This is a genomic window from Verrucosispora sp. WMMC514, from assembly GCF_027497295.1.
GTDB lineage: Bacteria > Actinomycetota > Actinomycetes > Mycobacteriales > Micromonosporaceae > Micromonospora > Micromonospora palythoicola.
Window position 1 is genome coordinate 2,925,752 of sequence record NZ_CP114906.1, and the last position, 25,762, is coordinate 2,951,513.

The 25,762-nt window shown below is 72.1% G+C and carries 29 protein-coding genes; 17 read left to right on the top strand and 12 right to left on the bottom strand.

Annotation, left to right across the window (positions count from 1 at the left end):
- Position 1 precedes the first annotated feature (1 nt).
- From O7597_RS13175 to ccsB, 5 genes are read left to right on the top strand one after another with little or no spacing between them, the layout of a single operon-like run.
- Positions 2-649, top strand: coding sequence for a histidine phosphatase family protein (locus tag O7597_RS13175; protein ID WP_269740309.1), 648 nt, complete (start codon positions 2-4; stop codon positions 647-649).
- Between the two features lies 1 nt (position 650).
- On the top strand, positions 651-1,226 hold the full coding sequence (locus O7597_RS13180) for a TlpA disulfide reductase family protein (protein ID WP_269740308.1): 576 nt from the start codon (positions 651-653) through the stop codon (positions 1,224-1,226).
- A complete protein-coding gene (locus O7597_RS13185) occupies positions 1,226-2,065 on the top strand; it encodes a cytochrome c biogenesis protein CcdA (RefSeq protein ID WP_269740307.1) in 840 nt (279 codons plus the stop codon). The genes O7597_RS13180 and O7597_RS13185 overlap by 1 nt, the downstream gene beginning before the upstream one ends.
- Positions 2,065-3,711, top strand: a complete 1,647-nt coding sequence (locus O7597_RS13190; RefSeq protein WP_281582857.1) for a cytochrome c biogenesis protein ResB — start codon at positions 2,065-2,067, stop codon at positions 3,709-3,711. Before O7597_RS13185 ends, O7597_RS13190 begins: the two co-directional genes overlap by 1 nt.
- The gene (gene ccsB / locus O7597_RS13195; protein ID WP_269740305.1) at positions 3,711-4,778 is read left to right on the top strand and encodes a c-type cytochrome biogenesis protein CcsB; all 1,068 of its coding nucleotides are present in this window, start codon (positions 3,711-3,713) and stop codon (positions 4,776-4,778) included. The genes O7597_RS13190 and ccsB overlap by 1 nt, the downstream gene beginning before the upstream one ends.
- 12 nt (positions 4,779-4,790) lie before the next feature.
- Here ccsB and O7597_RS13200 read toward each other — a convergent pair whose 3' ends face one another.
- The 3 genes from O7597_RS13200 to O7597_RS13210 all read right to left on the bottom strand — a co-directional run bounded on the left by O7597_RS13200 (position 4,791) and on the right by O7597_RS13210 (position 6,265).
- Positions 4,791-4,988: a hypothetical protein gene (locus tag O7597_RS13200; RefSeq protein ID WP_269740304.1), complete on the bottom strand. Its 198-nt coding sequence runs from the start codon at positions 4,986-4,988 to the stop codon at positions 4,791-4,793.
- Between the two features lie 136 nt (positions 4,989-5,124).
- Entirely contained in the window at positions 5,125-5,760 is a 636-nt protein-coding gene (gene nfi, locus O7597_RS13205; protein ID WP_269742677.1) for a deoxyribonuclease V, read from the bottom strand.
- A 232-nt stretch (positions 5,761-5,992) separates the two neighbouring features.
- Positions 5,993-6,265, bottom strand: a complete 273-nt coding sequence (locus O7597_RS13210) for a hypothetical protein (protein WP_269740303.1) — start codon at positions 6,263-6,265, stop codon at positions 5,993-5,995.
- A gap of 220 nt (positions 6,266-6,485) precedes the next feature.
- On the opposite strand from O7597_RS13210, the gene O7597_RS13215 reads away from it, so the two are divergent.
- The gene (locus O7597_RS13215) at positions 6,486-7,277 is read left to right on the top strand and encodes a helix-turn-helix transcriptional regulator (RefSeq protein WP_332317137.1); all 792 of its coding nucleotides are present in this window, start codon (positions 6,486-6,488) and stop codon (positions 7,275-7,277) included.
- Complete coding sequence (locus tag O7597_RS13220; RefSeq protein ID WP_281582858.1) at positions 7,265-7,459, top strand: DUF397 domain-containing protein; 195 nt, start codon at positions 7,265-7,267, stop codon at positions 7,457-7,459. The genes O7597_RS13215 and O7597_RS13220 overlap by 13 nt, the downstream gene beginning before the upstream one ends.
- Here the strand turns inward: O7597_RS13220 and O7597_RS13225 are convergent.
- Complete coding sequence (locus O7597_RS13225) at positions 7,449-7,925, bottom strand: MarR family winged helix-turn-helix transcriptional regulator (RefSeq protein WP_281582859.1); 477 nt, start codon at positions 7,923-7,925, stop codon at positions 7,449-7,451. The genes O7597_RS13220 and O7597_RS13225 overlap by 11 nt on opposite strands.
- Positions 7,926-7,989: 64 nt before the next feature.
- Between O7597_RS13225 and O7597_RS13230 the strand changes: the two genes are divergently transcribed.
- Positions 7,990-8,550: a carboxymuconolactone decarboxylase family protein gene (locus O7597_RS13230; RefSeq protein ID WP_281582860.1), complete on the top strand. Its 561-nt coding sequence runs from the start codon at positions 7,990-7,992 to the stop codon at positions 8,548-8,550.
- Between the two features lie 18 nt (positions 8,551-8,568).
- Here the strand turns inward: O7597_RS13230 and O7597_RS13235 are convergent, their stop codons facing one another.
- Both O7597_RS13235 and O7597_RS13240 read right to left on the bottom strand, forming a co-directional pair.
- Positions 8,569-9,456: a transglutaminase-like domain-containing protein gene (locus O7597_RS13235; protein ID WP_281582861.1), complete on the bottom strand. Its 888-nt coding sequence runs from the start codon at positions 9,454-9,456 to the stop codon at positions 8,569-8,571.
- A 64-nt stretch (positions 9,457-9,520) separates the two neighbouring features.
- On the bottom strand, positions 9,521-10,933 hold the full coding sequence (locus O7597_RS13240; RefSeq protein ID WP_281582862.1) for a hypothetical protein: 1,413 nt from the start codon (positions 10,931-10,933) through the stop codon (positions 9,521-9,523).
- A gap of 178 nt (positions 10,934-11,111) precedes the next feature.
- On the opposite strand from O7597_RS13240, the gene O7597_RS13245 reads away from it, so the two are divergent.
- Together O7597_RS13245 and mqnP are read left to right on the top strand one after the other, a co-directional pair.
- Positions 11,112-12,572 (top strand): menaquinone biosynthesis decarboxylase, encoded by a 1,461-nt coding sequence (locus tag O7597_RS13245; RefSeq protein ID WP_269740297.1) that lies wholly within the window; start codon positions 11,112-11,114, stop codon positions 12,570-12,572.
- The gene (gene mqnP, locus O7597_RS13250; protein WP_281582863.1) at positions 12,572-13,489 is read left to right on the top strand and encodes a menaquinone biosynthesis prenyltransferase MqnP; all 918 of its coding nucleotides are present in this window, start codon (positions 12,572-12,574) and stop codon (positions 13,487-13,489) included. The genes O7597_RS13245 and mqnP overlap by 1 nt, the downstream gene beginning before the upstream one ends.
- On the opposite strand, the gene O7597_RS13255 is transcribed toward mqnP, so the two are convergent.
- Positions 13,464-14,594: a terpene synthase gene (locus O7597_RS13255; protein WP_281582864.1), complete on the bottom strand. Its 1,131-nt coding sequence runs from the start codon at positions 14,592-14,594 to the stop codon at positions 13,464-13,466. The genes mqnP and O7597_RS13255 overlap by 26 nt on opposite strands.
- 159 nt (positions 14,595-14,753) lie before the next feature.
- Between O7597_RS13255 and O7597_RS13260 the strand changes: the two genes are divergently transcribed.
- On the top strand, positions 14,754-15,383 hold the full coding sequence (locus O7597_RS13260; protein ID WP_269740294.1) for a UbiX family flavin prenyltransferase: 630 nt from the start codon (positions 14,754-14,756) through the stop codon (positions 15,381-15,383).
- A 27-nt stretch (positions 15,384-15,410) separates the two neighbouring features.
- On the opposite strand, the gene O7597_RS13265 is transcribed toward O7597_RS13260, so the two are convergent.
- A complete protein-coding gene (locus O7597_RS13265; RefSeq protein ID WP_099847941.1) occupies positions 15,411-15,680 on the bottom strand; it encodes a BldC family transcriptional regulator in 270 nt (89 codons plus the stop codon).
- Between the two features lie 268 nt (positions 15,681-15,948).
- On the opposite strand from O7597_RS13265, the gene O7597_RS13270 reads away from it, so the two are divergent.
- Both O7597_RS13270 and O7597_RS13275 read left to right on the top strand, forming a co-directional pair.
- Positions 15,949-16,407 carry an Lrp/AsnC family transcriptional regulator gene (locus O7597_RS13270; protein WP_164446543.1) on the top strand — a complete coding sequence of 153 codons (459 nt, stop codon included), beginning with the start codon at positions 15,949-15,951 and terminating at the stop codon, positions 16,405-16,407.
- A gap of 38 nt (positions 16,408-16,445) precedes the next feature.
- A complete protein-coding gene (locus tag O7597_RS13275; protein WP_269740292.1) occupies positions 16,446-17,537 on the top strand; it encodes a PLP-dependent cysteine synthase family protein in 1,092 nt (363 codons plus the stop codon).
- Positions 17,538-17,597: 60 nt separating this feature from the next.
- On the opposite strand, the gene O7597_RS13280 is transcribed toward O7597_RS13275, so the two are convergent.
- From O7597_RS13280 to O7597_RS13290, 3 genes are all read right to left on the bottom strand, one after another.
- Complete coding sequence (locus O7597_RS13280) at positions 17,598-18,227, bottom strand: putative glycolipid-binding domain-containing protein (protein ID WP_269740291.1); 630 nt, start codon at positions 18,225-18,227, stop codon at positions 17,598-17,600.
- A gap of 78 nt (positions 18,228-18,305) precedes the next feature.
- Positions 18,306-19,844 (bottom strand): DEAD/DEAH box helicase, encoded by a 1,539-nt coding sequence (locus O7597_RS13285; protein WP_281582865.1) that lies wholly within the window; start codon positions 19,842-19,844, stop codon positions 18,306-18,308.
- A gap of 176 nt (positions 19,845-20,020) precedes the next feature.
- Positions 20,021-20,488 (bottom strand): hypothetical protein, encoded by a 468-nt coding sequence (locus O7597_RS13290; protein WP_281582866.1) that lies wholly within the window; start codon positions 20,486-20,488, stop codon positions 20,021-20,023.
- Between the two features lie 271 nt (positions 20,489-20,759).
- Here O7597_RS13290 and O7597_RS13295 point away from each other — a divergent pair, with 271 nt between their 5' ends.
- Entirely contained in the window at positions 20,760-21,185 is a 426-nt protein-coding gene (locus O7597_RS13295; RefSeq protein WP_281582867.1) for a hypothetical protein, read from the top strand.
- A gap of 626 nt (positions 21,186-21,811) precedes the next feature.
- Here O7597_RS13295 and O7597_RS13300 read toward each other — a convergent pair.
- Positions 21,812-23,410: a C40 family peptidase gene (locus O7597_RS13300; protein ID WP_281582868.1), complete on the bottom strand. Its 1,599-nt coding sequence runs from the start codon at positions 23,408-23,410 to the stop codon at positions 21,812-21,814.
- 248 nt (positions 23,411-23,658) lie between these two features.
- Here O7597_RS13300 and mqnE point away from each other — a divergent pair, with 248 nt between their 5' ends.
- Genes mqnE through O7597_RS13315 form a run of 3 tightly spaced genes read left to right on the top strand, consistent with a single transcriptional unit; the run spans position 23,659 to position 25,598 of the window.
- Entirely contained in the window at positions 23,659-24,828 is a 1,170-nt protein-coding gene (mqnE, locus tag O7597_RS13305; protein WP_269740287.1) for an aminofutalosine synthase MqnE, read from the top strand.
- A gap of 24 nt (positions 24,829-24,852) precedes the next feature.
- Positions 24,853-25,275 (top strand): hypothetical protein, encoded by a 423-nt coding sequence (locus O7597_RS13310; protein WP_269740286.1) that lies wholly within the window; start codon positions 24,853-24,855, stop codon positions 25,273-25,275.
- Positions 25,276-25,307: 32 nt separating this feature from the next.
- Positions 25,308-25,598 (top strand): DUF4229 domain-containing protein, encoded by a 291-nt coding sequence (locus tag O7597_RS13315; protein ID WP_093403985.1) that lies wholly within the window; start codon positions 25,308-25,310, stop codon positions 25,596-25,598.
- Positions 25,599-25,762: the final 164 nt, after the last annotated feature.

A 25,762-nucleotide genomic window follows, 5' to 3' on the forward strand; every position in this document is an offset into this window, starting at 1 on the left:
AATGGGCAAGACGGTGGTCCATGTGCTCCGGCACGGCGAGGTGTACAACCCGGACGGCATCCTCTACGGCCGCCTGCCTGGTTTCCGCCTCAGCGAACTGGGCGTCCAGATGGCCAAGGCCGCCGCGCAGGGGCTCGCCGAACGCGAGGTCGTGCACGTGGCGGCCAGCCCGCTGGAACGCGCCCAACAGACCGCCGAGCCGATCGCCGCCCAGTTCCGGCTGCCGGTCGGGGTGGACGAGCGGCTGATCGAGAGCGCCAACTGGTTCGAGGGCAAGAAGGTCTCTCCGGGCGACGGCTCGTTCCGCGACCCGCGCAACTGGTGGGTGCTGCGTGACCCGGTCACCCCGTCCTGGGGCGAGGCGTACCGGGCGATCGCCGAGCGGATGTTCGCCGCGCTGCACGCCGCCCGGATCGCCGCCGAGGGCCGGGAGGCCGTCCTGGTCTCCCACCAGCTGCCGATCTGGACGCTGCGCCGCTACGTGGAACGCAAGCGGCTGTGGCACGACCCACGTCGCCGGCAGTGTGGACTGGCCTCGCTCACCACCTTCCACTTCGACGGCGCCAAGATCGTCGGAATCGGCTACTCCGAGCCGGCCGCGCACCTGGTGGCGATGTCGCCGACCGCGCGGACGGCCAAGGGGGCTTGAGATGGGTGCCGGGAGGCTGGCCGCTGGCCTGCTCGCCACCGCGACCGCCGCGGTGGTCCTGACCGGCTGCACGGCCGACGGTAGGGAGTCCGCCTGCGACAGCGCCGGCGGCATCGTCGAGTGCGCCCCCGAGCAGCGTTCCGCCGCCCCGCAGATCGCCGGTGAGCTGCTGGCCGGCGGTTCCTACGACGTGGCCGACCAGCGGGGCAATGTCGTCGTGGTCAACTTCTGGGGCTCCTGGTGCGCGCCGTGCCGGGCCGAGGCCGACGACCTGGAGAACACCTACCAGGCGACGAAGGACTCCGGGGTGACCTTCCTCGGCATCAACGTGCAGGACAGCCGGGACAAGGCCATCGCCTTCGAGGAGGGCCGGGTCAGCTACCCGAGCATCTTCGACCCGGGCAGCCGGCTCGCCCTCGACATGGACATCCCGCCGAACACCATCCCGGCCACCGTCGTGCTGGACCGGGAGGGCCGCATCGCCACGGTGATCCGGGCGGCGGTCCGACAGGACGGGCTGCAACCCATCGTCGAGCGGATCGCCGCCGAGACACCCGCGCCGGCCGGTCAGCGCTGATGGGCGGGACGTTCGGTCAGCTCGCCGAGTCCGGCCCGTTGCTGCTGGCGTTGGGCGCGGCGGCGCTGGCCGGTCTGGTCAGCTTCCTGTCGCCGTGCGTGCTGCCGCTGATGCCCGGCTACCTCTCGTACGTCACCGGCCTGGCCGGCGCGGACCTCGAAGGCCGGCAGGAGCCGACGCCCGCAGAGTCACCAGGTGGCGGTGGCGGTGGCGTCGGCACGGCCGTACGGGAGCGCAGCCGGGTCGTCCCGGCGGTGAAGGGTCGGGTGCTGGCCGGGACGCTGCTGTTCATCGCCGGCTTCACCGTCGTGTTCACCGCCACCGCGGTCCTGTTCAGCGGGGTCGGCCGGGTCTTCTTCGACCACGAGCGGACACTGGAGATCATCGTCGGTGGGCTCATCGTCGTGCTCGGTCTGGGCTACCTCGGTGCGCTGCCCGGGTTCCAGCGGGAGTTCCGGATCAACCGGCTACCCGCCGCCGGGCTGCTCGGCGCGCCGGTGCTCGGTGCGGTGTTCGCGCTGAGCTGGGTGCCGTGCACCGGGCCCACGCTGGCCGCGGTGCTCGGCATGGCCACCACCAGCGGGCAGACGGACCGGGCGGTGGTGCTGGCCGTGGCGTACTGCCTCGGGCTGGGCCTGCCGTTCGTCGTCTTCGGGCTGGGCTTCAACCGCCTGCTGGGGGTCTTCCGGACGGTACGCCGGCACAGCCGCTGGGTCACCCGGATCGGCGGGGCGCTGCTGATCCTGATCGGGCTGGCGCTGGTCACCGGCGGCTGGACCAACGTGGTGATCTGGTTGCAGACCACCGTCGGGGTGGGCAACTTCGAGGTGGGCATCTGATGACCGCCGTGGACGACCGGCCCGCCACCCCGGCCGAGGCGCCCCGGCGCCGCCCCAACCCGCTGCTCGCCCTGCTGCGCAACTCGTGGCGGCAGCTGACCAGCATGCGTACCGCGCTGGTGCTGCTCTTCCTGCTCGCCATCGCGGCGATCCCCGGCTCGGTGCTGCCGCAGCGTGGGGTCAACCCGGAGGACGTACGCGACTTCTACACCGCCAACCCCGACCTGGCCCCGCTGCTCGACCGGGTGGGCGCGTTCGAGGCGTTCAGCTCGGTCTGGTTCTCCGCGATCTACCTGCTGCTGTTCACCTCGCTGATCGGGTGCATCACGCCCCGGCTGCGGGACCATGTCCGGGCGCTGCGGGCCCGTCCGCCGGCCGTACCGAAACGCTTGGAGCGGCTGCCGCAGCACGCGGTGGTGCCCGCGCCCGAGGGCGGCGCGGCGGCGGTCGTGGAGACGCTGCGGCGACGGCGGTGGCGGGTGACGGTACGCGGCGACGAGGTCTCCGCCGAAAAGGGCTACCTCAAGGAGACCGGCAACCTGATCTTCCACAGCTCGATGGTGCTGGTGCTGGTCGGTGTGGCGCTCGGTTCCTGGTACGGCTGGCACGGCAACCGGCTGCTGGTCGCCGGAGCGGACCAGGTCTTCTGCAACACCCGCCAGCAGTACGCCGAGGCCAAGCTTGGCCCGCGCGTCGGTGACAACCTGCCCCGGTTCTGCATGCAGCTCGACGAGTTCGACGCCCGCTTCCTGGAAACCGGTCAGCCCGCGTTCTACAACGCGAAGGTGACCGTCGACGAGGACGGGGGTGCGCCACGCGCGGAGGAGTTCTCGGTCAACTCGCCGCTGCGTCTCGACGGCGCGAACGTCTACCTGCTCGGGCACGGGTACGCCCCGGTGATCCGCTACACCGACCGGTTCGGCCGGAGCCAGACCAGTGCCGTGCCGTTCCTCAGCACCGGTGACATCGGGCTGACCAGCGAAGGGTTGGCCGCTTTCCCAGACGCCAACGTCGATCCGGAGACCGGCGAGCGGAATCCAGACCTTCAGATGGCCTTCGACGGCCTGTACCTGCCGACCGCCCCGCAGGATCCTCCGGGTGACCGCTCCGAGTATCCGACCGAGCGGAACCCGTTGCTCGGTCTGATCGCCTACCGGGGCAACCTGGGGCTGGACGGCGGCATCCCCGGTTCGGTCTACCAGCTCGACCAGCGGCAGGTGCGCAACGGTCGGCTCACCGAGATCGGAGCCAGGGAGCTGCGGATTGGTGAGAGTTGGACGCTGGACGACGGCACGACTGTCGAGTTCCTGGGTACCCGCCCGTTCATCACGCTTTCCGTACGCCACGACCCGGGCATGACACTGCTGCTGGTCAGCTCGATCGGGCTGGTGCTGGGGCTGATGGGTTCGCTGTTCGTCAGGCGTCGGCGGGTGTTCGTCCGGCTGCTGCCGGCCGCTCCGGGTGACCCCGACGGTGGATCTCCGACGGGCGGTAGTAGTTTGGTCGAGGTGGCTGGTCTGCCGCGTACCGAGCATCCCGGGTTCGCCGCCGAGTTCGCCCAACTGGTCACCGCGATCGGTGGACGATCCGGTGACGCCGGCACCGACCCGGGCGCGCCGGCCCGGGCGCGGGAAGGAGCCGAGTGATGTCCGCACTCTCCGATCAGTTGGTGTCGATCGCCACGCTGGTTTACCTGCTGGCGATGATCAGTCATGCCGTCGAGTACGCCCTGGGCAACTCGCGCGCCAGGGCGGTCGCGGCACCGGCCCGCGAGCTGGTCGGCGCGGGGGTGGGCGCGGGCCCGACCGTCGCGGACGGCCCGGCCGTGGTCGGCCCGGGTGAGGACGGCGTCGCTGCGGACGGCCGGAGCGCCGATGATCTCGCCGACGGGTCGCCGTCGGTCGGTGCTGCTGTGGTGAGTCCGGCGGCGCCGAGTCGGGCCGAGCGCACCGCGCGGCGGGCGGAGCTGGGCGGCCGGATCGCGGTCGGGCTGACCGCCGTGGCCGCCGCGCTGCACCTGGCGGCCCTGGTCACCCGCGGCCTCGCGGCCGACCGGATGCCGTGGGGCAACATGTACGAGTTCGTGCTCACGGTCTCGTTCATCGGGGTCGCCGCCTGGCTGACCGTGCTGGTGAAGTGGCCGTTCCTGCGCCGCCTCGGGCTGTTCCTGACGCTGGTGATGGTGCTGCTGGTGGCCACCGCCGAACTGGTGCTCTACACGCCGATCGTGCCGCTGGTGCCGGCGCTCAACTCGTACTGGTTCATCGTGCACGTGTCGACGATCGTCTTCGCGTCGGGGCTGTTCCTGCTGGGCGTGGTGCCGGCGGCGGCGTACCTGATGCGGGCCGGCTACGAGGACGGCCGGCGCAGCTTCCCGTACACCCTGGCGAAGCGGCTGCCGGCGGCGGCCGGGCTGGAGCGGCTCACCTTCGTGCTGCACGCCTTCTCGTTCCCGATCTTCACCTTCGCGGTGATCGCCGGGGCGATCTGGGCCGAGGCGGCCTGGGGCCGCCCGTGGGGCTGGGACCCGAAGGAGACCTGGGCGTTCATCTCCTGGGTGGTGTACGCCGGCTACCTGCACGCCCGCGCCACGCCGAGCGTGCGCCGGAGCACCGCCACCTGGCTGGCCATCCTCGGCTTCCTGACCGTGCTGATGAACCTCTTCGGCGTGAACATCTTCTTCGAGGGCCTGCACTCCTACGGCGGCCTCTGACCCGCAAGACGCCTACACCGGCCGGTGCCGCCGCAGCGTTTCGTTCACTCGCAGGGTGACCTGGTAGGCGACCTCCGGTACGTCGGACAGCTCGATGCGCTCGGACCGCAGTGCGAGCTGTGCGTGCAACTCACGGGCGATGGCGTCGCGCAACTCGACCTGTAGCGGCGACAGCCCGTCCGGCTGGCCCACGACGTACGCATCCGACATGCCGCAATGCTGTCGTCCCCCGCCGTCCCGGTCCACCACTGGTGAGATTTCCCCCAGGTGCGTCGAGATCTTGGACATTTCCTGTTATTCGCTAACGGAAAGTGTCCAAGAATTACTCGACATAGGAATGCCGCGGTCAGCGGAGGGCTTCGCGGGAGAGGAAGTCGGCTCGGCGGATCACCTCGGGCAGGCGGTAGTGGCGGCTGAGGTCGAGCGTGATCCTGGTTGCTAGGTCGAGGCTGGTGCGGTGGCCGACGGAGACGAACACCGGCTTGACGTCGGTCTGGGTACGCAGCACCCGACCCAGCACCTCGTCGCCCTCGCGCAGCGGCGACCAGTCGCCCCGCCGGGTGCCCGGCTCGTCGTACGCACCGACGAAGGGCGTCTTCGCCACCCCGAAGGTGGGCAGCCCGGTCAGCACGCCCAGGTGGCAGGCGAGCCCGAACCGCCGGGGATGGGCGACGCCGTACCCGTCGCAGACCACCACGTCGGGCTGATGGTCGAGCCGGCCCAGCGCGGTCAACAGGATCGGCACCTCCCGGAAGGCCAGCAGCCCCGGCACGTACGGGAAGCTCACCTGACCGGGTACCACGGCCGACTCCACCTCGGCACCGGTGGCCAGGTCGATGACCACGGCGGCGGCGACGATTCGCGACGAGTCCTTGTGGTACGACACGTCCACGCCGGCGACCAGCCTCGGCGCGACGTCCAGGCAGTCATCCAGGTCGAGGCGCTGCCGCAACTCCTGCTGGATTCGCTCCGCCTCCGCCACTGACTCCGGGGAGGTGACCGCCGCGCCCAGTTCTTCGGCGGTGACCGCCGCGCCCAGTTCCTCGACCACCGCGGGCTCGTCGTCGGAGCAAGGCCGGTCGGCGGGGACGATCGTCATGAGGTGCGAGCGTACGACCAATCGGGACCTGACAGGTCGTCGCCGATGGCCGGGCGGCCCGACGGCCGGGCGGCCCGACGGACCGGGTGGCCGGGCGGACCGGGTGGCCGGGCGGTCAGTCGGTGGGTTGCGGGCGGGGTGCGCGAGGCGCGGCCCAGCCGAGGAAGCGGTCGTGCAGCGCGGCCGGCTTCGGTGCGTCGTGCGGATTGAGGCGGTACAGGTCGTCGACGGCGTCGTACAGCATCCCGGCCAGGTAGATCGACAGGGCCACGTGGCTGTCCCGGTACTCGGCGAGAAGAGCGAGCCGGGCGGTGGCGCAGGGCCACGGTGCGGCGCAGACCCGACACAGCCAGAGCGGCCGGAGCGGTACGTGGAACCGCGCGGTCATCTGCCCACCCCTCTGGAGGCGGGGCCGTCCGTCGCCGACGTGCCGGACGGCCCCGCTTCGGTTGCGCCCGTCCTTTTCGGGTCGGATCCGGGCGGTTCCGATGGGGACAGTCTGGCCAGACGCCGACTACGCTCGGAAGGCAATCGATCGCCCTGTGTGCCTGACGTGGCCGCTGGTGAGGGCGGTGAGAACGCGGGCGTCCTGGTGAGGAGTGGTGCGGGTGGACGAGCGGTCGCGGGTGCTGATCGAGGAGCTGCGGCACATGCGGGCGGCGCGCAGGGTGACGCAGGAGGACCTGGCTCGGGCGATCAACTATTCGCCGTCCACGGTGGCCATGGTGGAGACCGAGGCGCGCAAGCCGCCGCCCGACTTCTGGCAGCGGGCGGACGACGCGCTCGACACCGGTGGCGCGTTCGTCCGGATGCTGGCCCGGCTCGGGTCGCCGCAGTGGATGCGGGAGTGGGAGGCCAACGAGCGGCAGGCCACCGTGCTGCGGTCGTTCGAGCACACGGTGGTGCCGGGGCTGCTGCAAACCTCGGCGTACGCCCGCGCGCTGTTCCGCAGCGTCGGCCTCTACGACGACGCGGAGGTGGAGCGGCGAGTGGAGGCGCGACTGGCCCGGCAGGCGGTGCTCGCCGGCGAGCGACCGCCGCAACTGGTCACCGTGCTCGACGAACACGTGCTGCGCCGCCCGGTCGGTGGGCCGGTGGTGATGCGCGAGCAACTGTGGCGGCTGGTCAAGCTGGCCACCGAGCACGCCCGGGTACGGCTGCACGTGGTGCCCGCCTCGGTCGGCGCGTATCCGGGTGTCGCCGGGGCCTTCGTGCTGGCTACCCTTCCGGGTGGGGAGGATGTGGCCTATCTGGACGATCAGCTCAAGGGGCAGGTGATCGACCACACCGAGGACGTGCTGGCGATCCGGGCCTCCTGGGAGGCGATCCAGGGTGAGGCGTTGCCGCCCCGGCAGTCGATCGAGTTGTTGACGGAGGTGGCGGAGTCATGGCGGAGCTGACCGGCGCCCGGTGGCGCACCAGCACCCGGAGCAGCACCAACGGCGGCAACTGTGTCGAGGTGGCCGACAACCTGCCCGGCCTGGTCGCGGTCCGGGACAGCAAGGACCGCGACGGCGCGGTGCTGACCTTCGGCCCGGCGGCCTGGCGGGCGTTCCTGGAGGTGCTCCCGGTCAGCCGGTGAACCACCCCGGGATGTCGAGCCGGAACCAGTTGGCGGGGGTGACGCTCCGCAGGTCGTCCTCGATGGCGGCCACCCGATCCGCGCCGAGCGTCTCCGTCCAGCGCTGCCGTAGCTCGTCGAAGACGACCGCCGACCGGTGCAGCCCGTCGAGCCCGTACGGGGTCAGCCGGACCAGCTTGCGCCGGGCGTCGCGGGGGTCGTCGACGCGTTCCAGGTAGCCGAGGGCGACCAGTCGGTCGACGGTCTTGCCGGCGGCCTGCTTGGAGACGCCCAGCCGGTTGCCCAGCTCGGAGGCGGTGGTGCCGGCGGTGCCGACGGCCTGGAGCACGAAGCCGTGCAGTGGCCGCAACTCCGGATGGCCCTGCCGGGCCAGCTCGGCGTGCAGGTCGTCGATGAGCGCCCGGAAACCGGCGAGGAGCAGCAGCGGCAGCACGAAGCCGGGTCGCTGCGGTTCAGGTGTTGGCAATTTCGACAACCTGGTTTACGGTTTGGTCAACCACGTTGACTAATTTACGGCAAGGGGCGCCGCCATGTCCACGCACGTCTTCACCACCCACACCATCGACTCCGCACCGGAGGCCGCCCGGGCGACCATGGACGGGGTGCACCGCCGGATCGGTTACCTGCCTGGCGCGGTCGGTCTGATGGCCGAGTCCCCCGAACTGCTCACCGGCTTCCTGACCGCGAACGCCAGCTTCGACAGGTGCGCGCTGGACCCGATCCAGCGGGAGGTCGTGGTGCTCACGGTCGCCGGCCGCAACGAGTGCCACCTCTGCGTGGCCATGCACACCGCCACCCTCGTCCGGCACGGCGCCGCCGCGGAGCTGATCGACGCGCTGCGCGTGGGCGCGACGCTGCCCGACGAGCGGCTGGAGGCGTTGCGGTGCTTCACCCTGGCCGTGCTCGACAACCGGGGCGCGGTGCCCGACGCGGAACTGTCCGCCTTCCTGGCCGCCGGCTACCAGCCCCGGCACGCCCTGGACGTGGTGCTCGGCGTCGGCACGTACACCATCTCCACCTTCGCCAACCGGCTCACCCGGGCACCGATCGACCCGCCCCTGGCCGCGTACGCCTGGCAGCCGGCTGCCTGACCGGGGTGGGACGGGTCGTCACACAGGTTCGTCGCAACCACGCACGTCGTTGCGGACGGTGGCGGGGACGCGTAGCCGTACGTCCGCGCAGAGCCGCCGCAGCTCATCCGCGTGTCTGTCGGGCTCGCGGGTGAGTCGGGCCAGCTCGTCGAAGAGCGCCATCCGCTCATCGTCGAGCTTCTCCTCCGGGGCGGGCATCGCGCCCCAGGAGTCCCACGGCAGCAGCTCCACCCCGTGCAGCGCGGCAGCGTCGCGCATCATGTTGCCGGCGATCCACCACCAGCCGCCCTCGTCGGTCAAGCTGAGTCCAAAGACGTCCGGGTCCGCGTGACCGGCCCGGCAGCGGGCCCACGCCTCGCCAGCGACCAGGAACCGGTCCCGGGGCACGTCTGTGGTGTCGAAGTCGATGCCGAACAGCTCCCGCTGGCGCGCGTCGAGCTGGGCGTCAACGATGATCCAGCGCAGTTGCTCGGGGCTCCAGTACTCCGCGACCCAGTGGTCCTCGTACCGGCCGTCGACAAAGTAGTCACCGAACCCACAGCGGGCCCGGGCCGGCACGCCCCGGGCCCGCAGCGCCGTGACCAGCAGCAGCGAGTAGTGCCGACAGTTGCCGGCCACCCGCTGCTCAGGAGGACGGGCGATGGTCAGCGGCTGGGCATCCGGCCCACCCGCGATGCGGGCGAGCAAATCGTCGGCCGGCCGCAGGTGCACGGTCTGCCGATCGGCGTCGGTCAGGGCGACCCCGTACGCGTCGGCGATGTGCTCGTGGATCAGCAGCCCCTGGATCGTCCGGGCGATCTCGGCCGGCTCGGCCGGCACCGCTTCGAGCAGCGGGGCGAACGGCCCGGCGGAGGTCAGCCGGCCCGGCCGGGCGTACCGGGAGAGGTTCGTCCGGTCCTGGTCCACGTGTCACTCCTCGAAGTCGGCGTCCTGCTCGGGCAGGAACGGCGCGGGGCGCGGATGAGCACGCTCAGGACTGGGCGTACACGGCGACCGGCACCTCGTCGTTGTCGGCGTCGTCATCCCACCAGGACCGGTACGGGCCGGGGGCGTTCAGGCTCACCGCGCCGGCCTCGCCGCCCACGGCGGTGATCCGGACACCGAAGTCCACCTGGTGGGTCTCGCCGGCGGCGAACACCGAGCTGGGCACCGCGCAGCGGTACCGGGTGGCACCGAGCAGCGGCTCACCGCCGTACCAACCGTCCTCCGACTCGTACAGGGCGAAGCAGGACGCGGGCACCGACTCCACGGTCACCCCGGCCGGCACCCTCAGGTAGAACGGCGCCACCTCGCCCGCGCCGCTGCGGAAGTCGTCGAGGCTGCCGGCACCGTTGTTGCGAACCCCGGCCCGCAGGACCGCCGAACCGCCGACCGGGCCGACGACCGGCTCCGCCAGAGCGGCCAGGTCCAGGCTGTTCGGCACGTCGTCGACGTAGAAGGACGCCCAGTTGTCGCTCGGATCGATCTCCCTGGTCAGGGTGCGGGCCGCTGTGGACGTGGTCCGGCTGGGTCGTAGCTTCAGCTCGGTGCCGCCCTCCGGACGCTGGTAGCCGAGCTGCGCCGGCAGCGGCGCGGCACCGGCCAGCGGCTCGACGAACTGGTCGAGGCTCTCCCCGGCGTACGCCGAGCTGCCGATCTCGAAGCCGAAGCCGCCCGGAACCTCCATCGTCGTCCCCGGCTGGACTCGCCCGGTGAGGTCGCAGACGACCGAGGTGCGGTGCCCGGTGAGCGGCGCGTACCAGCAGTTGGACCAGGTGGACGGGGTCAGCCCGGAGGAGAGGGTGAAGGTGACCCGGACTCCCCGGCTGGTCCGGTTGCCGAGGTTGGTGAGCCGGACCGGTGCGGCCAACCGGTCGCCGACGGCGGCGCTGTCCACCCGGCCGTCGCCCAGGTTGACCAGATCCGCTCCGTTGCTGACGGAGACCGTCGCCGTCGCCACCCAGGGCTCGGCGTTGTCGGCCAACGCCTGGTAGACGACGCTGGCGCTGTCGCCCCTGGTGGCGCCGTCCGCCGGCCGGAACAGCACCGGGATGCTGCCGGCCTGGAGGCTGGCGGTCGGGTCGACATCCGGCGGGAGCGGGCAGGTGACCTGGGTGCCGGCGGCGGCGCACCAGGCGGGGAACTCTGCGGTGGCGACGCCGGCCAGGTCGCTCAGGTCGACCACGACCCGGGGGTTGACCGTGTCCTGCGCGTACACGTAGAGGGGTTTGACCTTGCCCGGAGCCCCGGACGCCCCGATCACCACGTCGTCCAGCTGGGCCTGGAACCAACCGGACCCGCTCTCGGCGTGGGCCGGAGCCCCGAACGCCACGGCCGAGGCGGCGACCGCCAGCGCCACGGCGGACCGGCCCGCCCGGACGCCCGGACTACGCACAGATCGCATCTGACTCCTTCAACGGAGGGACCCGCGACGGCACATCGGCACCCGGTGCGCCGGCTGGGTCGGGAGTCATGAGCCTAGATGTGGAGTGCGACACCCGATGCCCCGTGCGAGGTGATCCCCGACCGAAAGTCCGCCCGCGCTTGGCGGGCCGGTCGGGCGGTGCGGGAGACTTGCGGGCATGGCGGCTCGTGGCTTCCCGTACACCGATCTGAAGGACTTCCTCGCGGCGCTGGAGCGCGCGGGTGAACTGCGGCGCGTCGGCGTCCCGGTCGACCCGACGCTGGAGATCAGCGAGATCGTCACCCGGACGGTGCGGGCCGACGGGCCGGCACTGCTGTTCGAGCAGCCCACCCGGGGTGAGATGCCGGTGGCGATCAACCTGTTCGGCACCGAGAAGCGCACCGCGATGGCGCTCGGCGTCGAGTCGCTGGACGAGATCGGCAACCGGATCGGCGAGATGCTCAAGCCGGAGCTGCCGGTGGGCTTCTCCGGCATGATGGGCGGCCTGGGCAAGGTCATGCAGCTCACCTCGATGCCGCCGAAGAAGGTCCGGACCGCCCCCTGCCAGCAGGTGGTCTACCGGGGTGACGACGTCGACCTGAACCGGCTGCCCGGGCTCCAGGTGTGGCCGGGCGACGGTGGGATCTTCCACAACTTCGGGCTGACCCACACCAAGCACCCGGAGACCGGCAAACGGAACCTCGGCCTCTACCGGCTTCAGCAGCACAGCCACAACACGCTCGGGATGCACTGGCAGATCCACAAGAACTCCACCGCGCACCACGCCGTCGCCGAACGGCTCGGCCAGCGGCTGCCGGTCGCCATCGCCATCGGCTGCGACCCGGTGGTCAGCTACGCCTCCAGCGCGCCGCTGCCGGCCGACATCGACGAGTACCTGTTCGCCGGCTTCCTGCGCGGCGAACGGGTGGAGATGGTCGACTGCCTGACCGTCCCGTTGCAGGTGCCGGCGCACGCCCAGGTGGTGCTGGAGGGCTACCTGGAGCCGGGTGAGCGGCTGCCGGAGGGCCCGTTCGGCGACCACACCGGCTTCTACACCCCGGTCGAGCCCTTCCCGGTGCTGCACGTCGAGGCGATGACCATGCAGCGCGACCCGGTCTACCACTCGATCGTCACCTCGAAGCCGCCGCAGGAGGATCACGGCCTCGGCAAGGCCACCGAGCGGATCTTCGCGCCGCTGCTGCGTTTCCTGATCCCGGACATCGTCGACTACGACCTGCCGGCCGCCGGTGTCTTCCACAACTGCGCGATCGTGTCGATCCGCAAGCGCTACCCGAAGCACGCCCAGAAGGTGATGAACGCGATCTGGGGCGCGCACATGATGTCGCTGACCAAGCTGATCGTGATCGTCGACGAGGACTGCGACGTGCACGACTACCGCGAGGTCGCCTTCCGCGCGTTCGGCAACGTCGACTACGCCCGGGACCTGCTGCTCACCGAGGGCCCGGTGGACCACCTGGATCATTCGTCGTACCAGCAGTTCTGGGGTGGCAAGGCCGGCATCGACGCCACCCGCAAGCTCCCGGAGGAGGGCTACCACCGAGGCTGGCCCGAGGAAATGACCATGGCCCCCGAGGTCGTCTCGCTGGTCGACAAGCGCTGGAAGGAGTACGGCATCTGATGGCCACCGACGCCGTTGCGCAGCCGACCGAGCGTCCCGGGCGCGTGAAGTCCTTCCTCAAGCTCGTGGCGATCGAGCACTCGGTGTTCGCGTTGCCGTTCGCGTATCTGGCGGCGTTGGCCGCGATGCAGGTGAATGGGGGGCGGGTTCGGTGGCTGGATCTGCTGCTGATCACCGTGGCGATGGTGGGGGCGCGGACGTTCGCGATGGCGGCGAACCGGATCCTGGATCGGCGGATCGACGCGCGTAATCCGCGTACCGCGAACCGGGAGCTGGTGACCGGGGCGGTGAGCCTGCGGACGGCCTGGACCGGCGCGGGCGTGGCGCTGGTGGTCTTCCTGGTCGCCGCCGCCCTGCTCAACCCGCTCGTTCTGGCGCTCGCGCCGCTGGCCGTGGTGCCGCTGGTGGTCTACCCGTACGGCAAGCGGTTCACCAACTGGCCGCACGCCATCCTGGCCGTCGCGCAGATGGTCGGCCCGGTCGGCGCCTGGCTCGCGGTGACCGGCACCTTCGCCGGCTCGGGACCGGCCTGGCTGCTCGGTGCCGCCGTCGGCCTGTGGATCGGTGGGTTCGATCTGATCTACGCCTGCCAGGACGCCGAGGTCGACCGGGAGATCGGCGTGCACAGCGTGCCGGCCCGCTACGGCCTGCGCTTCGCCCTGCACGCCTCCACCGTCGCGCACCTGGTCACCTTCGCGCTGTTCGGCTGGTTCGGCGTGCTGATCGGCTTCGGCTGGCTCTGGTGGATCGGGCTGGCCCTCACCGCCGTCGCCTTCGGCTACCAGCACCTGGTGGTCACGCCGACCGACCTGAGCCGGGTCAACCGGGCGTTCTTCACCGCGAACGGCTTCGTCGGCCTCGCGCTGTTCGCCTTCGCCCTGCTCGACCTGGTCATCCGGCTCGGCCTGCGGGCCTGACTGACCCCGGCTCGGCCTGCGGGCCTGACCGGCTCGGCCTGCGGGCCTGACCGATCGGCTCGGCATACGCGCCGGACCGGCCGACCGGCTCGGCGTGCGCGCCCGACGACCTGCTGCCCGGCACGGCGTAGCGGGCGCTCTCCATGGTCCAGTCGATGGTGCCGCGGACGGCCCGGGCAACTCCGTCGAGGTGGTCGGTGACGGCCGGGTCCAGCACCGGACCGAACGAGGGCAGCGCGGCGCGCAGGTTGACGAACCGGCGCATCGAGGCGTGCCAGCGCCGCGCCGCCAGCTCGACGGCGGCGGGCACCGGCACGCGATGCGCCGCGGCCAGCGCCAGCACCAGGTTGTGCCCGCCGGAGGTGGCCGCGTCCCGGTCCAGCGACGCGATGTCGTTGTACCAGGAGAGCAGGTCGTTACCGACGTCGCGGAGCTGACTCAGCCGTGGATGGTGGTAGACCGGCTCGGGCAGCGGCCGGCCGGTGACGAACTCCACCAGCGGGTACGACACGTACGCCGCCGAGGTCGCCCGGCGCAGCTCGACGTACTCCTCGACGGCGGGCGCATGCCCGGCCGCCTTGTTGACCGCCTCCTGCCACGTGCCGTCGAGGTGATGGGCGACCGCGTCGGCGAAGCGCAGCCGCCAGCGGGCCGGCATCCGGCGGTGCGGCTCCCGCCAGGCACCGACCAGCAGCCGGCGCAGCGGACCGGCCAGACCGGGGTGCCGCAGCCGGGGGCCGCCGCGCAGCAGCGCGACCGCGCCGTCGCGCAGGGCCCGGATCTGGTCCTGACCGATCCGCTCGGGGCCGTCGCAGGCGTCGTCGACCAGGAAGAACCAGGTGAACAGCGCGGTCAGGGTGCGCAGGTCGGCCTCGGTGGCATCGGGATAGAGCCGTCCCGCGTAGCGGGCGAAACCGGCCCGACCCAGCCGCTCCCGCGTCGGCGCGTCCAGCGGCAGCTCGGACACCAGCCACTCCTGCACGTCGTCGGCGTACGGGGAGAGCTGCGGCGCGATCGGGCAGGCGGCACGGAGCGACGGCAGGATGTGGCGGGTGGAGCCGGCCGACGACGAGATGATCTCCACATCCTTCCGGTCGGCCCCCACGGTGCTTCCGTCCCCGGCAGCATGCCAGCTCCCGATAAGCCCCGCAGACCGGCCGGGCATCGGTGGCGTAACGGCGCAGCCGCGACGATCATGGGCACCTCGGACACGCTTCCCCGGGGTGCCCGACCGGCGCCCACGGTGACCAGGCAGGCTGAGGGCATGCGCGAACCATGGGTGGTCGGGGTGTCCGGGGCGTCCGGCACGCCGTACGCGGCCGCAGTCGTCCGCGGGTTGCTCGACGCCGGGGAGCCGGTGGACCTGATCGTCTCCCGGGCCGCCCGGCTGACCGTGCTGGACGAGACCGGACGGCCGTTCCGGGACGCGCACTGGGCCGAGGACCTGGCCGCCTGGCTGGGCCGGGACGTCGCCGCAGCGGACCTGCGTCACTGGCCCGCCGGTGACCTCGCCGCCGGCCCGAGCAGCGGCTCCTACCCGGTACGCGGGATGGTGGTGGTGCCGGCCAGCACGGCGGCCTGCGCCGGCATCGCGATCGGCCTGTCCAAGGACCTGTTGCAGCGGGCCGCCGAGGTGAACCTCAAGGAACGTCGGCGGGTGGTCGTGGTGCCCCGGGAGACGCCGGTGACCCGCAGCCACCTGGAACACCTGATCGCGCTGCATGACGCCGGTGCGGTGGTGCTCCCGGCCAGCCCCGGCTTCTACGGTGCGGGTGCCGCCGCCTCCGCGGCCCAGCTGGTGGATTTCGTGGCGGGCAAGGTGCTCGACGCCCTCGACGTGCCGCACACCCTGTTCAAGCGGTGGGCCGGAAAATTGAACGCGGACCGGACCTGACGGCCGGTCCGCGCCCCGACCCGCAATTCAGTACATGCCGGCGTTTGCCGGGCCGGCAGGGCCGGTCGAAGCGGTCGGGCCCGCATTACGCGGTCTACCCATCTCGTCCGCCTCGTCCAGCATGCCCTCCCCTTCAAGCAGGGCCCGCACCTCGGATTCCCGAAACCGGCGATGCCCTCCTGGAGTCCGGATGCTCCCGATCCGGCCCGCCGCCGCCCATCGCGTCACGGTTTTCGGGTCCACCCGAAACAGTGCGGCGACTTCACCCGGTGTCAGCAGGCGATCTCCAGTGTCCACAGCCCCCTCCTCGCATCGACGAAGCCCCCGGCTGAACACACTGCCCCCGGCCGGTGCGAGCCCAGAGCCGTCATGAGGGACGTATGGCAATTACAGCACCAGCGACCTGGCGTGTCCGCCAAACGCGAAAAACGCACTGAGTGGGAAGTTAGTAAATGGTACCGGCGTCGCGCCCTCCGAACCCCGGGTATGCGAACTGTCACCCGCTGCCAGATCAAACGGATACCGGAGTCCGGCTGTGCCGCCCCGCCGACTAGGGTCACAGTCCGTGGACGCCATCGACCTCAATCTCGTGGACCTGCTCCGTGGCAACGCCCGCCTGTCGTACGCCGAACTGGCCCGCCAGGTCGGTCTTTCCGCTCCGGCAGTGCACGAAAGGGTCGGGAAGCTGGAGTCCGGGGGCGTCATCCGGGCGTACCGCGCCGAGGTCGAGCCGGAGACCATCGGGTTGGGCGTGACCGCGCTGATCGGCATCGTGGAGGACTCCGGGGCGGACACCGACGACGTGCTGGAGGCGTTCCGGGCCATGCCCGAGATCGAGTCCTGCTACTTCATGGCCGGCGTCGAGTCCTTCCTGCTCAAGGCCCGGGTGGGCACCATCGCCGAGCTGGAGCAGCTGATCGTACGGCTGAACCGGACACCGGGGGTCGCCTCCACCCGTACCGGCATCGCGTTGTCGACCAAGTGGGAGAACCGGCCGCAGCCGGTCGCTCCGCCGACGGGCTGAGGCCCGGCACCACGGGTCGGCTTGCTAGGTTTCCCGGCGTGACTCATCTCGACCGGTGCGACGAGGTCAGCCGGCGGTGGGTGACCGAGGCGATCGCGGCCGTGGAGGCGGACGCGAACCGGTCCGCCGACACCCACCTGCTGCCGTTCCCGCTGCCCCGGCACTGGGGGATCGACCTCTACCTCAAGGACGAGTCGGTGCATCCGACCGGGTCGCTGAAGCACCGACTGGCCCGCTCGTTGTTCCTGTACGGGCTCTGCAACGGCTGGATCGGGCCGGGTACCACGATCATCGAGGCGTCGTCCGGCTCCACGGCGGTCTCCGAGGCGTACTTCGCGCGGATGCTGGGACTGCCCTTCATCGCGGTGATGCCCGCCTCCACCTCGCCCGAGAAGATCGCCCAGATCGAGTTCCAGGGCGGCCGGTGCCATCTGGTCCAGGACCCGGCCAAGGTGGTCATCGAGGCACGCTGGCTCGCCGAGGACTCCGGCGGGCACTACATGGACCAGTTCACCTACGCGGAGCGGGCCACCGACTGGCGGGGCAACAACAACATCGCCGAGTCGATCTACGCGCAGCTCGCCCTGGAACGGCATCCGATACCGGCCTGGATCGTGGTCGGCGCGGGCACCGGTGGCACCAGCGCCACCATCGGCCGGTACGCCCGCTACCGGCGGCTGCCCACCAAGCTCTGCGTGGTCGACCCGGAGAACTCCGCGTTCTACCCGGCCTGGCAGGCGGCCGACTGGTCGGTGCGTACCGGCCGGGGCTCGCGGATCGAGGGCATCGGCCGCCCGACGGTCGAGGCGTCGTTCCTGCCCTCGGTGGTGGACCGGATGATGCAGGTACCCGACGCGGCCTCGCTGGCGGCCATGCGAGCCGCCTCGGCGGTGCTGGGCCGGCGGGTGGGCGGCTCGACCGGCACCAACCTGTGGGGTGCCTTCGGCCTGATCGCCGAACTGCTGGCCGCCGGCCGGACGGGCTCGGTGGTCACCCTGATCTGCGACGCGGGCGACCGGTACGCCGACACCTACTACGCCGACGAGTGGGTGGCTCGGCAGGGCCTCGACCTGACCCCGCACCTGGCCACCGTCGACCGCTTCCTGACCGACGGCTCCTGGCCGACCTGAGGGCCGGCCCGCACCGTCAGCGGGTGGCGGCGTCGCCGGGCTGACCGCCCGGCCGGGCCGTCAGCGGGTGGCGGCGCGTTCGGCCAGACCGGGATAGCGCAGCACGTAGCCGTCGGCGTCCACCTCGACCTCGGCGCTGAAGCCGCCGCTGGCGTACCGGAAGCGGTTCGGGCCCAGCCCGGTGTAAAGCTGCTCGGCGGGCAGCACGGTGAGGCTGGGCAGCAGCACCCAGGCCACGCTTATCGAGTGGGCGGTGTCGGGGGGCGCGGTGGTCAGGCCGAGCCGGCGCAGCGGCAGGGTGTTGAACAGCGGTGAGCCACCCAGATCCACGTCGAGGGCGTCGGCCAGCCGATCCTGGTCCTCCACGCCGGGCAGCCCGGCCGGGGCGTGCCCGGCGGCGGTCAGGACCGCGTCGAGATCGCCCTGCTCGGCGGCGGTCACCCGCCAGCGTTGGGTCGCCCGTTCCAGCCGTACGCTGCGCCGCCACCCGGCTCCCTCGACCTCGACCTCGAGCCGGACACTGGCCCAGTCGGTGTCGGTGGCCACCTGGTAGCGGCACGTGTAGGGCACCGGGTCGACGGCCAACTGGGTGCCCTGCGCCGTCAGGCCGTGGCCGTCGTCGACCAGGGCGTGCTCGGCACCGGCGGTGTCCGTACGGGTCCACAGCAGTGACTTCGGCGTGGTCGGCATGAGCCGGACGTTACGCCACCCGGCGGAGCCGGGCAGCGTATGCGCCGAAGATCAGCACCGCGCGCGGAACGCGGTTGGTCAGTAGCTGCGAACCCGTGGTCGGCCGCCCGTACCGCGCCGGTCCTCGCGGGGCCGGTCGTGCGTGTTCCGGCCCTCCGACCAACCGCTGCGATCACCGCCGAAGCGGCGCTCGCCGCGCGGGTGGTCGTGGTAACGGCGCTCGCCCGGTGCCTGCTCGGCGAAGCGGCGTTCGCCCCGGTGACCGTGGTCGGCGTACCGGCGCTCGCCGCCAGGCCGGTCGCCGAAGCGACGGGGGCCGCCCGGCCGGCTGCCCCGCCGGGGCTGCGGCTCCGGCTCGTCGCGCACCGGCACGCCGCTCGGCTCCCGTGCCCCGGTCAGCTCGGCCAGCACCGGGTCGCCGACGCGGACCCGGGACTGGGCCGGCTCCACACCGGCCTTCTCCAGCATCGCCAGGGTGGTGCGGCGCTGCTTCGGCAGCACCAGGGTGGCCACCGCGCCGGTCTCACCGGCCCGGGCGGTACGCCCCGCGCGGTGCAGGTAGTCCTTCGGGTCCTTGGGCGGGTCGACGTGCAGCACCAGGGAGACCCCGTCGACGTGGATGCCCCGCGCCGCGACGTCGGTGGCGACCAGGACGTTGGTGCGTCCCTCGCGGAACTCCGCCAGGGTGCGGGTACGCATCCGCTGGGTCTTGCCCCCGTGCAGCCCACCGGCGCGGACGCCCACCGCGGCGAGCTGGGTGACCAGCCGGTCCACGCCCAACTGGGTACGGGCGAACACGATGGTCCGGCCCGCCCGCGCGGCGATCGACGCGGTGACCGGGAACTTCTCCTGCGGCGGAATGAGCAGCAGGTGATGGTCCATCGTGGACACAGCCGCGGTCGGCGGTGCGGTCGAGTGGGTGACCGGGTCGGTCATGAACCGCCGCACCAGCGCGTCGACGTCACCGTCGAGAGTGGCCGAGAAGAGCAGTCGCTGCGCGTCCGCCGGCGTCTTCGCCAACAACTCGGTGACCTCGGGCAGGAAACCCATGTCGGCCATCTGGTCGGCCTCGTCGAGCACGGTGATCTCGACGTCGTCGAGCTGGCAGACACCCCGGTCGATCAGGTCGGCGAGCCGACCCGGGGTGGCCACCACCACCTCGACGCCGCGCCGCAGGGCATCGATCTGCCGGTCGTACGGCACCCCGCCGACGGCGGTCTTGAGGAACACGCCGACGGCCTTGCCCAGCGGCAGCAGCGCGTCGTTGACCTGCATGGCCAGTTCCCGGGTGGGCACCAGCACGAGCGCCCGGGGATGCCGGGGGCGGGCCCGCTCACCGGCGGCGATCCGGGCCAGCAACGGCAGCCCGAAGGCGAGGGTCTTGCCGGAGCCGGTCTGCCCCCGGCCCAGCACGTCGCGTCCGGCGAGCGCGTCCGGCACGGTGGCCTGTTGGATCTCGAACGGAGTGGTGATGCCCTGCCGGTCCAGGGCCCGGACCAACTGCCGGGGAAGGCCGAGCGAGTCGAAGGTGACCGGGGCGGTCGAGCCGGCCGGTTGCGGCGCGGCGGGGAGGTCGGCGGAGATCGGGGGCATGCCGAGTTCAGCGGAGGTGGTCAAGAAATGCCTTTCGAGCGGGGCGCATCTTCGCGATGTCCCGCTGCGGCCGTGGCCGCCGGATCTTCCGCAAGATCGCCCAAGGGCGCGCGTGGTCACGCGCCAGGTCAATGATCAGCGACAAGTGTACGGCGGCCGGCGCCTGCCTGCCCGCGACCGGAGCCGGGTAGTGGGCGGACTCACCAACGATCCACAAGCCGTCGGTCATCCGCCAGGCCACCGCTCGCGCTGGGCAGCGCGTCGTTCGCGAACAGCACCACGAGGACGCTGATAGCCACCAGCACCCCCAGCGCGACCGCCATCAGGATCACCACCCGGAGGGTGCCGCGGGACCGCTCGGCCGCTGTGTCCGCCCAACCCTGGGCCAGGATGTGCCCGGTCAACGAGCCGGAGGTCTCCTGGTCACCGGCCGGGAACGCCACCGTCGCCGAACTCTCGAGTCCGGCGTAGTACGCGCTCAGGTCGGAGCCGCCGGGCCGCTGTGCGGGCACTGGCCCGGCCGGCAGCTGCGCGCCTTCCGCCTCGGCCGGGCGGTACGCCTGCTCCGCTTCGGCCGGCCGGTGGGTGCGCTCGGTCCCGCTGCCCGACCGGCCGTCTGGCGGCGAACCGGTCGCGCGCGTCCCGACCCACGCGGGGGTTTCGGACATGCTCGGGGTTCGCGTCGCACCCGGATCAGCGCCCGACGAGCCCGCCGCCGCGGGCGACCCGGCGGAGCCCGGGCGCAGTCCTGGACGGGACGAAGGCCGGGGCACGGCCCCGGGTGAACTGGGCGCGGGCTCGTCACGGCGGCCGGCGGGATTCGTCGGCGGCGGCCAGACGGGCAGCGCCGGCGCCGGCACGACCGGAGCCGCGTCGGCCTCGCGAGGTCCGGCGGGCGGAACACCTCGGGAATCGGCGACGGACGGCGCGGGTCGGGTGGTGTCGGCGGACGGCGTCGCGCGGGTGGTGTCGGCGGTCGTTGGTGCGACCCCGACGACGTCGGCGGTGGCCGGTGGGGGTGGGAACGGCGGTGCCGGCAGCGGACCCGGTGGCGGCGGTGGCGCCGGCACGGGCGGACCGGGCGGCGGTGTCGGCGGGCCCGGCACCGGTGGTGCGGGACGGGGGGTGGGCGGCGGAACCGGGGCCGGTCCCGGCGGGTACGGACCGGGCGTCGGCGGCGCCGGTGCCGGCGAGGGCGGTGCCGGCGACGGTGGAGTCGGTCCAGGTGGCATCGGGCCGGGCACCGGGGGATGGGGTGCCGGTTCCGGCTCGGGCGCCGGTGGCGTGGGCGGCTCGGCCGGCTTGGGCGGCCGGGCGGGCTCCGGTGGCTCGACCGGCTCCGGTCCGGCCGGAGTGGCCACCTGACCCGGTCTGGCCACCTGGGCAGGAGTCACCACCTGAGCCGGAGTGGCCACCTGGGCCGGAGCGGAGCGATAGACACCTGGTGCCTTGCCGCCGCCTCCGGCGAACTGCGCCTCGTCCACGCTCACCGGGCTGAGGTTGGGCACCCGAACGCTGGCCCGTGCCGCTTTCGGTGCGGCCGGTTGCTGGCGCGGCTCGCTCGTGCCCACCGGTCCGGCGGCAGCCCGGTACGTGGTGCCCCCGCCGGACACGGTCGGTCCGGGGCCGTCCGGCGGCTGCCCATGGGTCACATCGCCGGCTGCCGTCACCCTGGCGACGCCCGCCCGGCCCCGGGCCGGAACCGCCGACTGGCCGACGACGTCCGGGGCCGCACGCGAGGTGGGTGGTTGGGCGACCGGGGGTTGGGCCGGCTCATCGGCCGCCGGGTCCGGGGCGCTGCCGGTGGCCGGCCCCGCCGGAACCTCTTGCTCCGTCATCGTCGCCTCCGCGCCACGCTCGCCACCGACCCGTACCGCCGGACCGGAAGTGCCTGAGTGACACCGTGCCACATTCCGCCCGTGCGGCACACCCGGAGTGGGTACCGCGTCGCGGCGTCATCGGCCGCCCGGCAGCCTGGATATCGGGTCAGGTCACCGTCCGCCGACCGCGGACGGGCTGGCCGACGCGCTGTCTTCCGGTGCCGCGCTGCTCGCCGCGGTGGTCGGGTCGGCCTTGGCGGCAGCCGTGGTCGGCGCGACGCTGCTGGCTTCCAGGGTCGGTGCGGTGGTCTCGGACGCGGAGGTCGTCGCCGACGGCGTGGTGGTCGCCGACCGGGTCGCCGACGGCGTGGTCGTCGCCGACGGGGTTGCCGACGGTGTGGTCGAACCCGTCGGGGTCGGCGACGGCGACGTGCTGCCCGACGGAGTGGGCGAGGGAGTCGGCGTCTTGGTCGGCTTCGGCGTCTTGGTGGGCTTGGGCGTGGGCTTCGGTGTCGGCTTGGGCTTGGGGGTCGGCGGTTGCGACGGGGGCGGCGTGGTCGTCGGTGCCGGCACCGCGCCCACCACCCGGGTCGCGGCGTAGAGCCGGGACCACCGGACCGTGGAGATCTTCACCACGTCACCGGTGGTCGGCGCGTGGATCATCTTGCCGCCGCCGATGTACATGCCGACGTGGTGGATGCTGCGCCAGCTACTGCCCGAGGCGAAGAAGAGCAGGTCGCCCGGGAGCAGGGCGGTGCGGGGCACGGTCCGCGAGCTGGTGGCGCGGTACTGGTCCCGGGAAACCCGGGGCAGTTGGCGGTAGCCCGCCGACCGGTACGCCGCCCACATCAGGCCCGAGCAGTCGAACGAGTTCGGCCCCTCGGCGGCCCAGACGTACGGGTCACCGAGCTGCTTGCGGGCGTACGCGACGGCGGCCTTCGCCGTGGGGTGGGCGGCCAGGCCGCCGGCGGACTGGTCGACGTAGTCGGCACCGATCTGCTGCTCGGCGGCCTCCTGCTGGCGAGCCAGCTCGACCAGCTGCGCGGAGTTCTCGTCGCGCAGTTTGATCAGCTCTGCCTCGGCGTCGCGCAGGGCCTGCTGGGTGGCGGTGTACTGCTGCTGGACCCCCTGAAGCCGCGACTGAGCGGCGGTGTACGCCTGGGTCGCCACCTGCTCGTCGGCCCGGGCGCGCGCCATCCTGCCGGCGGCCGGGCCGGTGTCGTGCCCGACCTTCTCCCCCCGGTTGGCCCGACTGAGCAGATCCAGGTCACGCAGGTCGGTGGCGAAGCCGCCGGAGGGCAGCGCGGCCGCCGCCTTCATTGCCTCGGCGGCGGCCTGGTCGGCACCCTGCTGAGCCTGCTGGACCGCCCCGCGGGCGAACTCCAGATCACGCTCGGCGGTGCGGAACTGGACCTGCACCTCGTTGCGCTGCTGTTCCAGTTCGAGGAGTCGGGTGCCCAACTCGGCGACCCGTGCCTCGGCGGCCGTGATCCGGGTTTCCAGCGCGCTGGCACCGGGAGCGCCGAGCGTCGGTGGCGTCAGGCCCGGGGTGGTACCGGCGGGCATGCCGGGCAGCTGGAGGGGACCGGTCACCGAGGGCCGGGAACCCGTGTCGGGCACCGTGACGGGTATGCCGGGCTCGGCGTACGCCGGTGCGGCGAGGACCGTGCTGGCGACCGCGGCGAGCAGGGCGGACCAGAGGGCCGGACGTAGCACCGGCGAGACCACCGGACCCCGTCGCCGCTGCCGTCCGTCCCTGCTGTCGATCATTCCGCTCCCCGTCCGGCGCAGCTGTGCCACGCTCGGTCGGCGCGGCGGTTCGGGACGCTACCAGTGTGTGTCGTGCCCCACCCTGTCTTACCTCACCCGGTGCACTGATGTCGATGTCTGGCCGGATATCGGGAGGCTGAGAGTCTGCTGTCAACGACCACGGTGTGAGTTGTCAGCGCGGCCGACGTAGGCTCGGGTGGCGACCGCGCTCGGGTCGCGACCGCAGGTGGAAGGGGACGGGGCTTTCGATGGACGCCGGACTCAAGCGCGAGCTCGAAGCGAAGGTGTACGCGGGGGAGCGGCTGACCCGTGAGGACGGGATCGCCCTCTACGCCAGCGACGACCTGACCTGGTTGGGGCGGCTGGCCCACCACAGGCGCACCGAGATGAACGGCGACCGGGTGATGTTCAACGTCAACCGGCACCTGAACCTCACGAACGTGTGCAGCGCGAGCTGCGCGTACTGCTCCTTCCAGCGCAAGCCGGGTGAGAAGGACGCGTACACGATGCGCATCGACGAGGCGGTCCGCAAGGCCAAGGAGATGGAGGACGAGCAGCTCACCGAGCTGCACATCGTCAACGGCCTGCACCCGACGCTGCCCTGGCGCTACTACCCGAAGGTGCTGCGCGAGCTGAAGGCCGCGCTGCCGAACATCAAGCTCAAGGCGTTCACCGCGACCGAGGTGCAGTGGTTCGAGAAGATCAGTGGGCTCAGCGCGGACGAGATCCTCGACGAGCTGATGGACGCCGGCCTGGAGTCGCTGACCGGCGGCGGGGCGGAGATCTTCGACTGGGAGGTCCGCCAGCACATCGTCGACCACGCCTGTCACTGGGAGGACTGGTCGCGGATCCACCGGCTGGCGCACAGCAAGGGCATGAAGACGCCGTCGACGATGCTCTACGGCCACATCGAGGAGCCCCGGCACCGGGTCGACCACGTACTGCGGCTGCGCGAGTTGCAGGACGAGACCGGTGGCTTCCTGGTCTTCATCCCGCTGCGCTACCAGCACGACTTCGTCGACTCGGCGGACGGCAAGATCCGTAACCGGATCCAGGCCCGCACCACGATGGCCTCACCGGCCGAGTCGCTGAAGACCTTCGCGGTCTCCCGGCTGCTGTTCGACAACGTCCCGCACGTCAAGTGCTTCTGGGTGATGCACGGCCTGTCGGTGGCCCAGCTCTCGCTCAACTTCGGTGTCGACGACCTGGACGGCTCGGTCGTGGAATACAAGATCACGCACGACGCCGACTCGTACGGGACGCCGAACACCATGCACCGCGACGACCTGCTGCACCTCATCTGGGACGCCGGGTTCCGGCCGGTCGAGCGCAACACCCGCTACGAGGTGGTCCGTGAGTACGATGCCGCCCCCACGCTGGCCGAGCGCCGGGCCGAGCCGCAGCAGGTCTGGGCCTGATCCGACGCGTACCCTGGCACGACGATGACCGAGCAGCAGAGCGCGTTCCCCCGCCGGGATGCCGAGGGGCGGATCCGGACCCTGGGCGACCTGGTGGGGGTGGGGCTTGCCGGGGTGGTCATCGGGCTACTGGTGCTGGTGCTCTTCGACGTGGCCTTCGCCTGGTTCGGTGCCGGTGAGTTCGGCCAGGCCAACGGCTGGCTCGCCGTGATCCTGCCCGCCTGGCTGTTCTGGGAGGACTTCCGGGCCTGGGGTTTCGGTGCCCCCCGGGTGGTGGCCGCGCTGGTGGCCGTGGCGACAGCGGTGGTGTCCGGGCTGCTGGTGGCCGGCCTGGCGACGACGCTGCCGGCGCTGCTGTCCGGCGTGCTCGCGGCGACCACGTTCACCGTGGTCTACGCGACGATCTGGTTTCCCGGCGTGCGCTGGCTGGCCAACCGGACCGGCTGAGACGAAGTGATGAGCGAGCGGAGCGAACGAACGTGAGTGCGGCGGTCAAGTACACGCTGGGCCGGATCGGTCTGTTCGTGGTCGTGGTGGCGGCCCTCTGGCCGGTCGACATGGACATCTTCCTCAAGTTGATCCTGGCGCTGCTGTTCTCCGCCGCCCTCTCGTTCTTCCTGTTGAAGGGCTGGCGTGACGAGATGGCCGAGGAGATGGCCGCCGCCGCCGAGCGTCGCCGCGTGGAGAAGGAGCGGCTGCGGTCCGCGCTGGCCGGCGACGACCAGGCCGACGGCGCGACGGGTGACCGGCCCACCGACGAGAAGGGCTGACGCGTCCGGCAGCCCGGTGTCCACCTGGGTGCCATGTCGGCCGATCGGACCATGTCGCCGGCATGAGGATCAGGCTGGGATGGACCAAACAACGATCAATGTTGATATGACCATGTGACCGGTGGTGGGCTGTCCGCTACCGAGCGGGGGATCCCCGCGCCTCC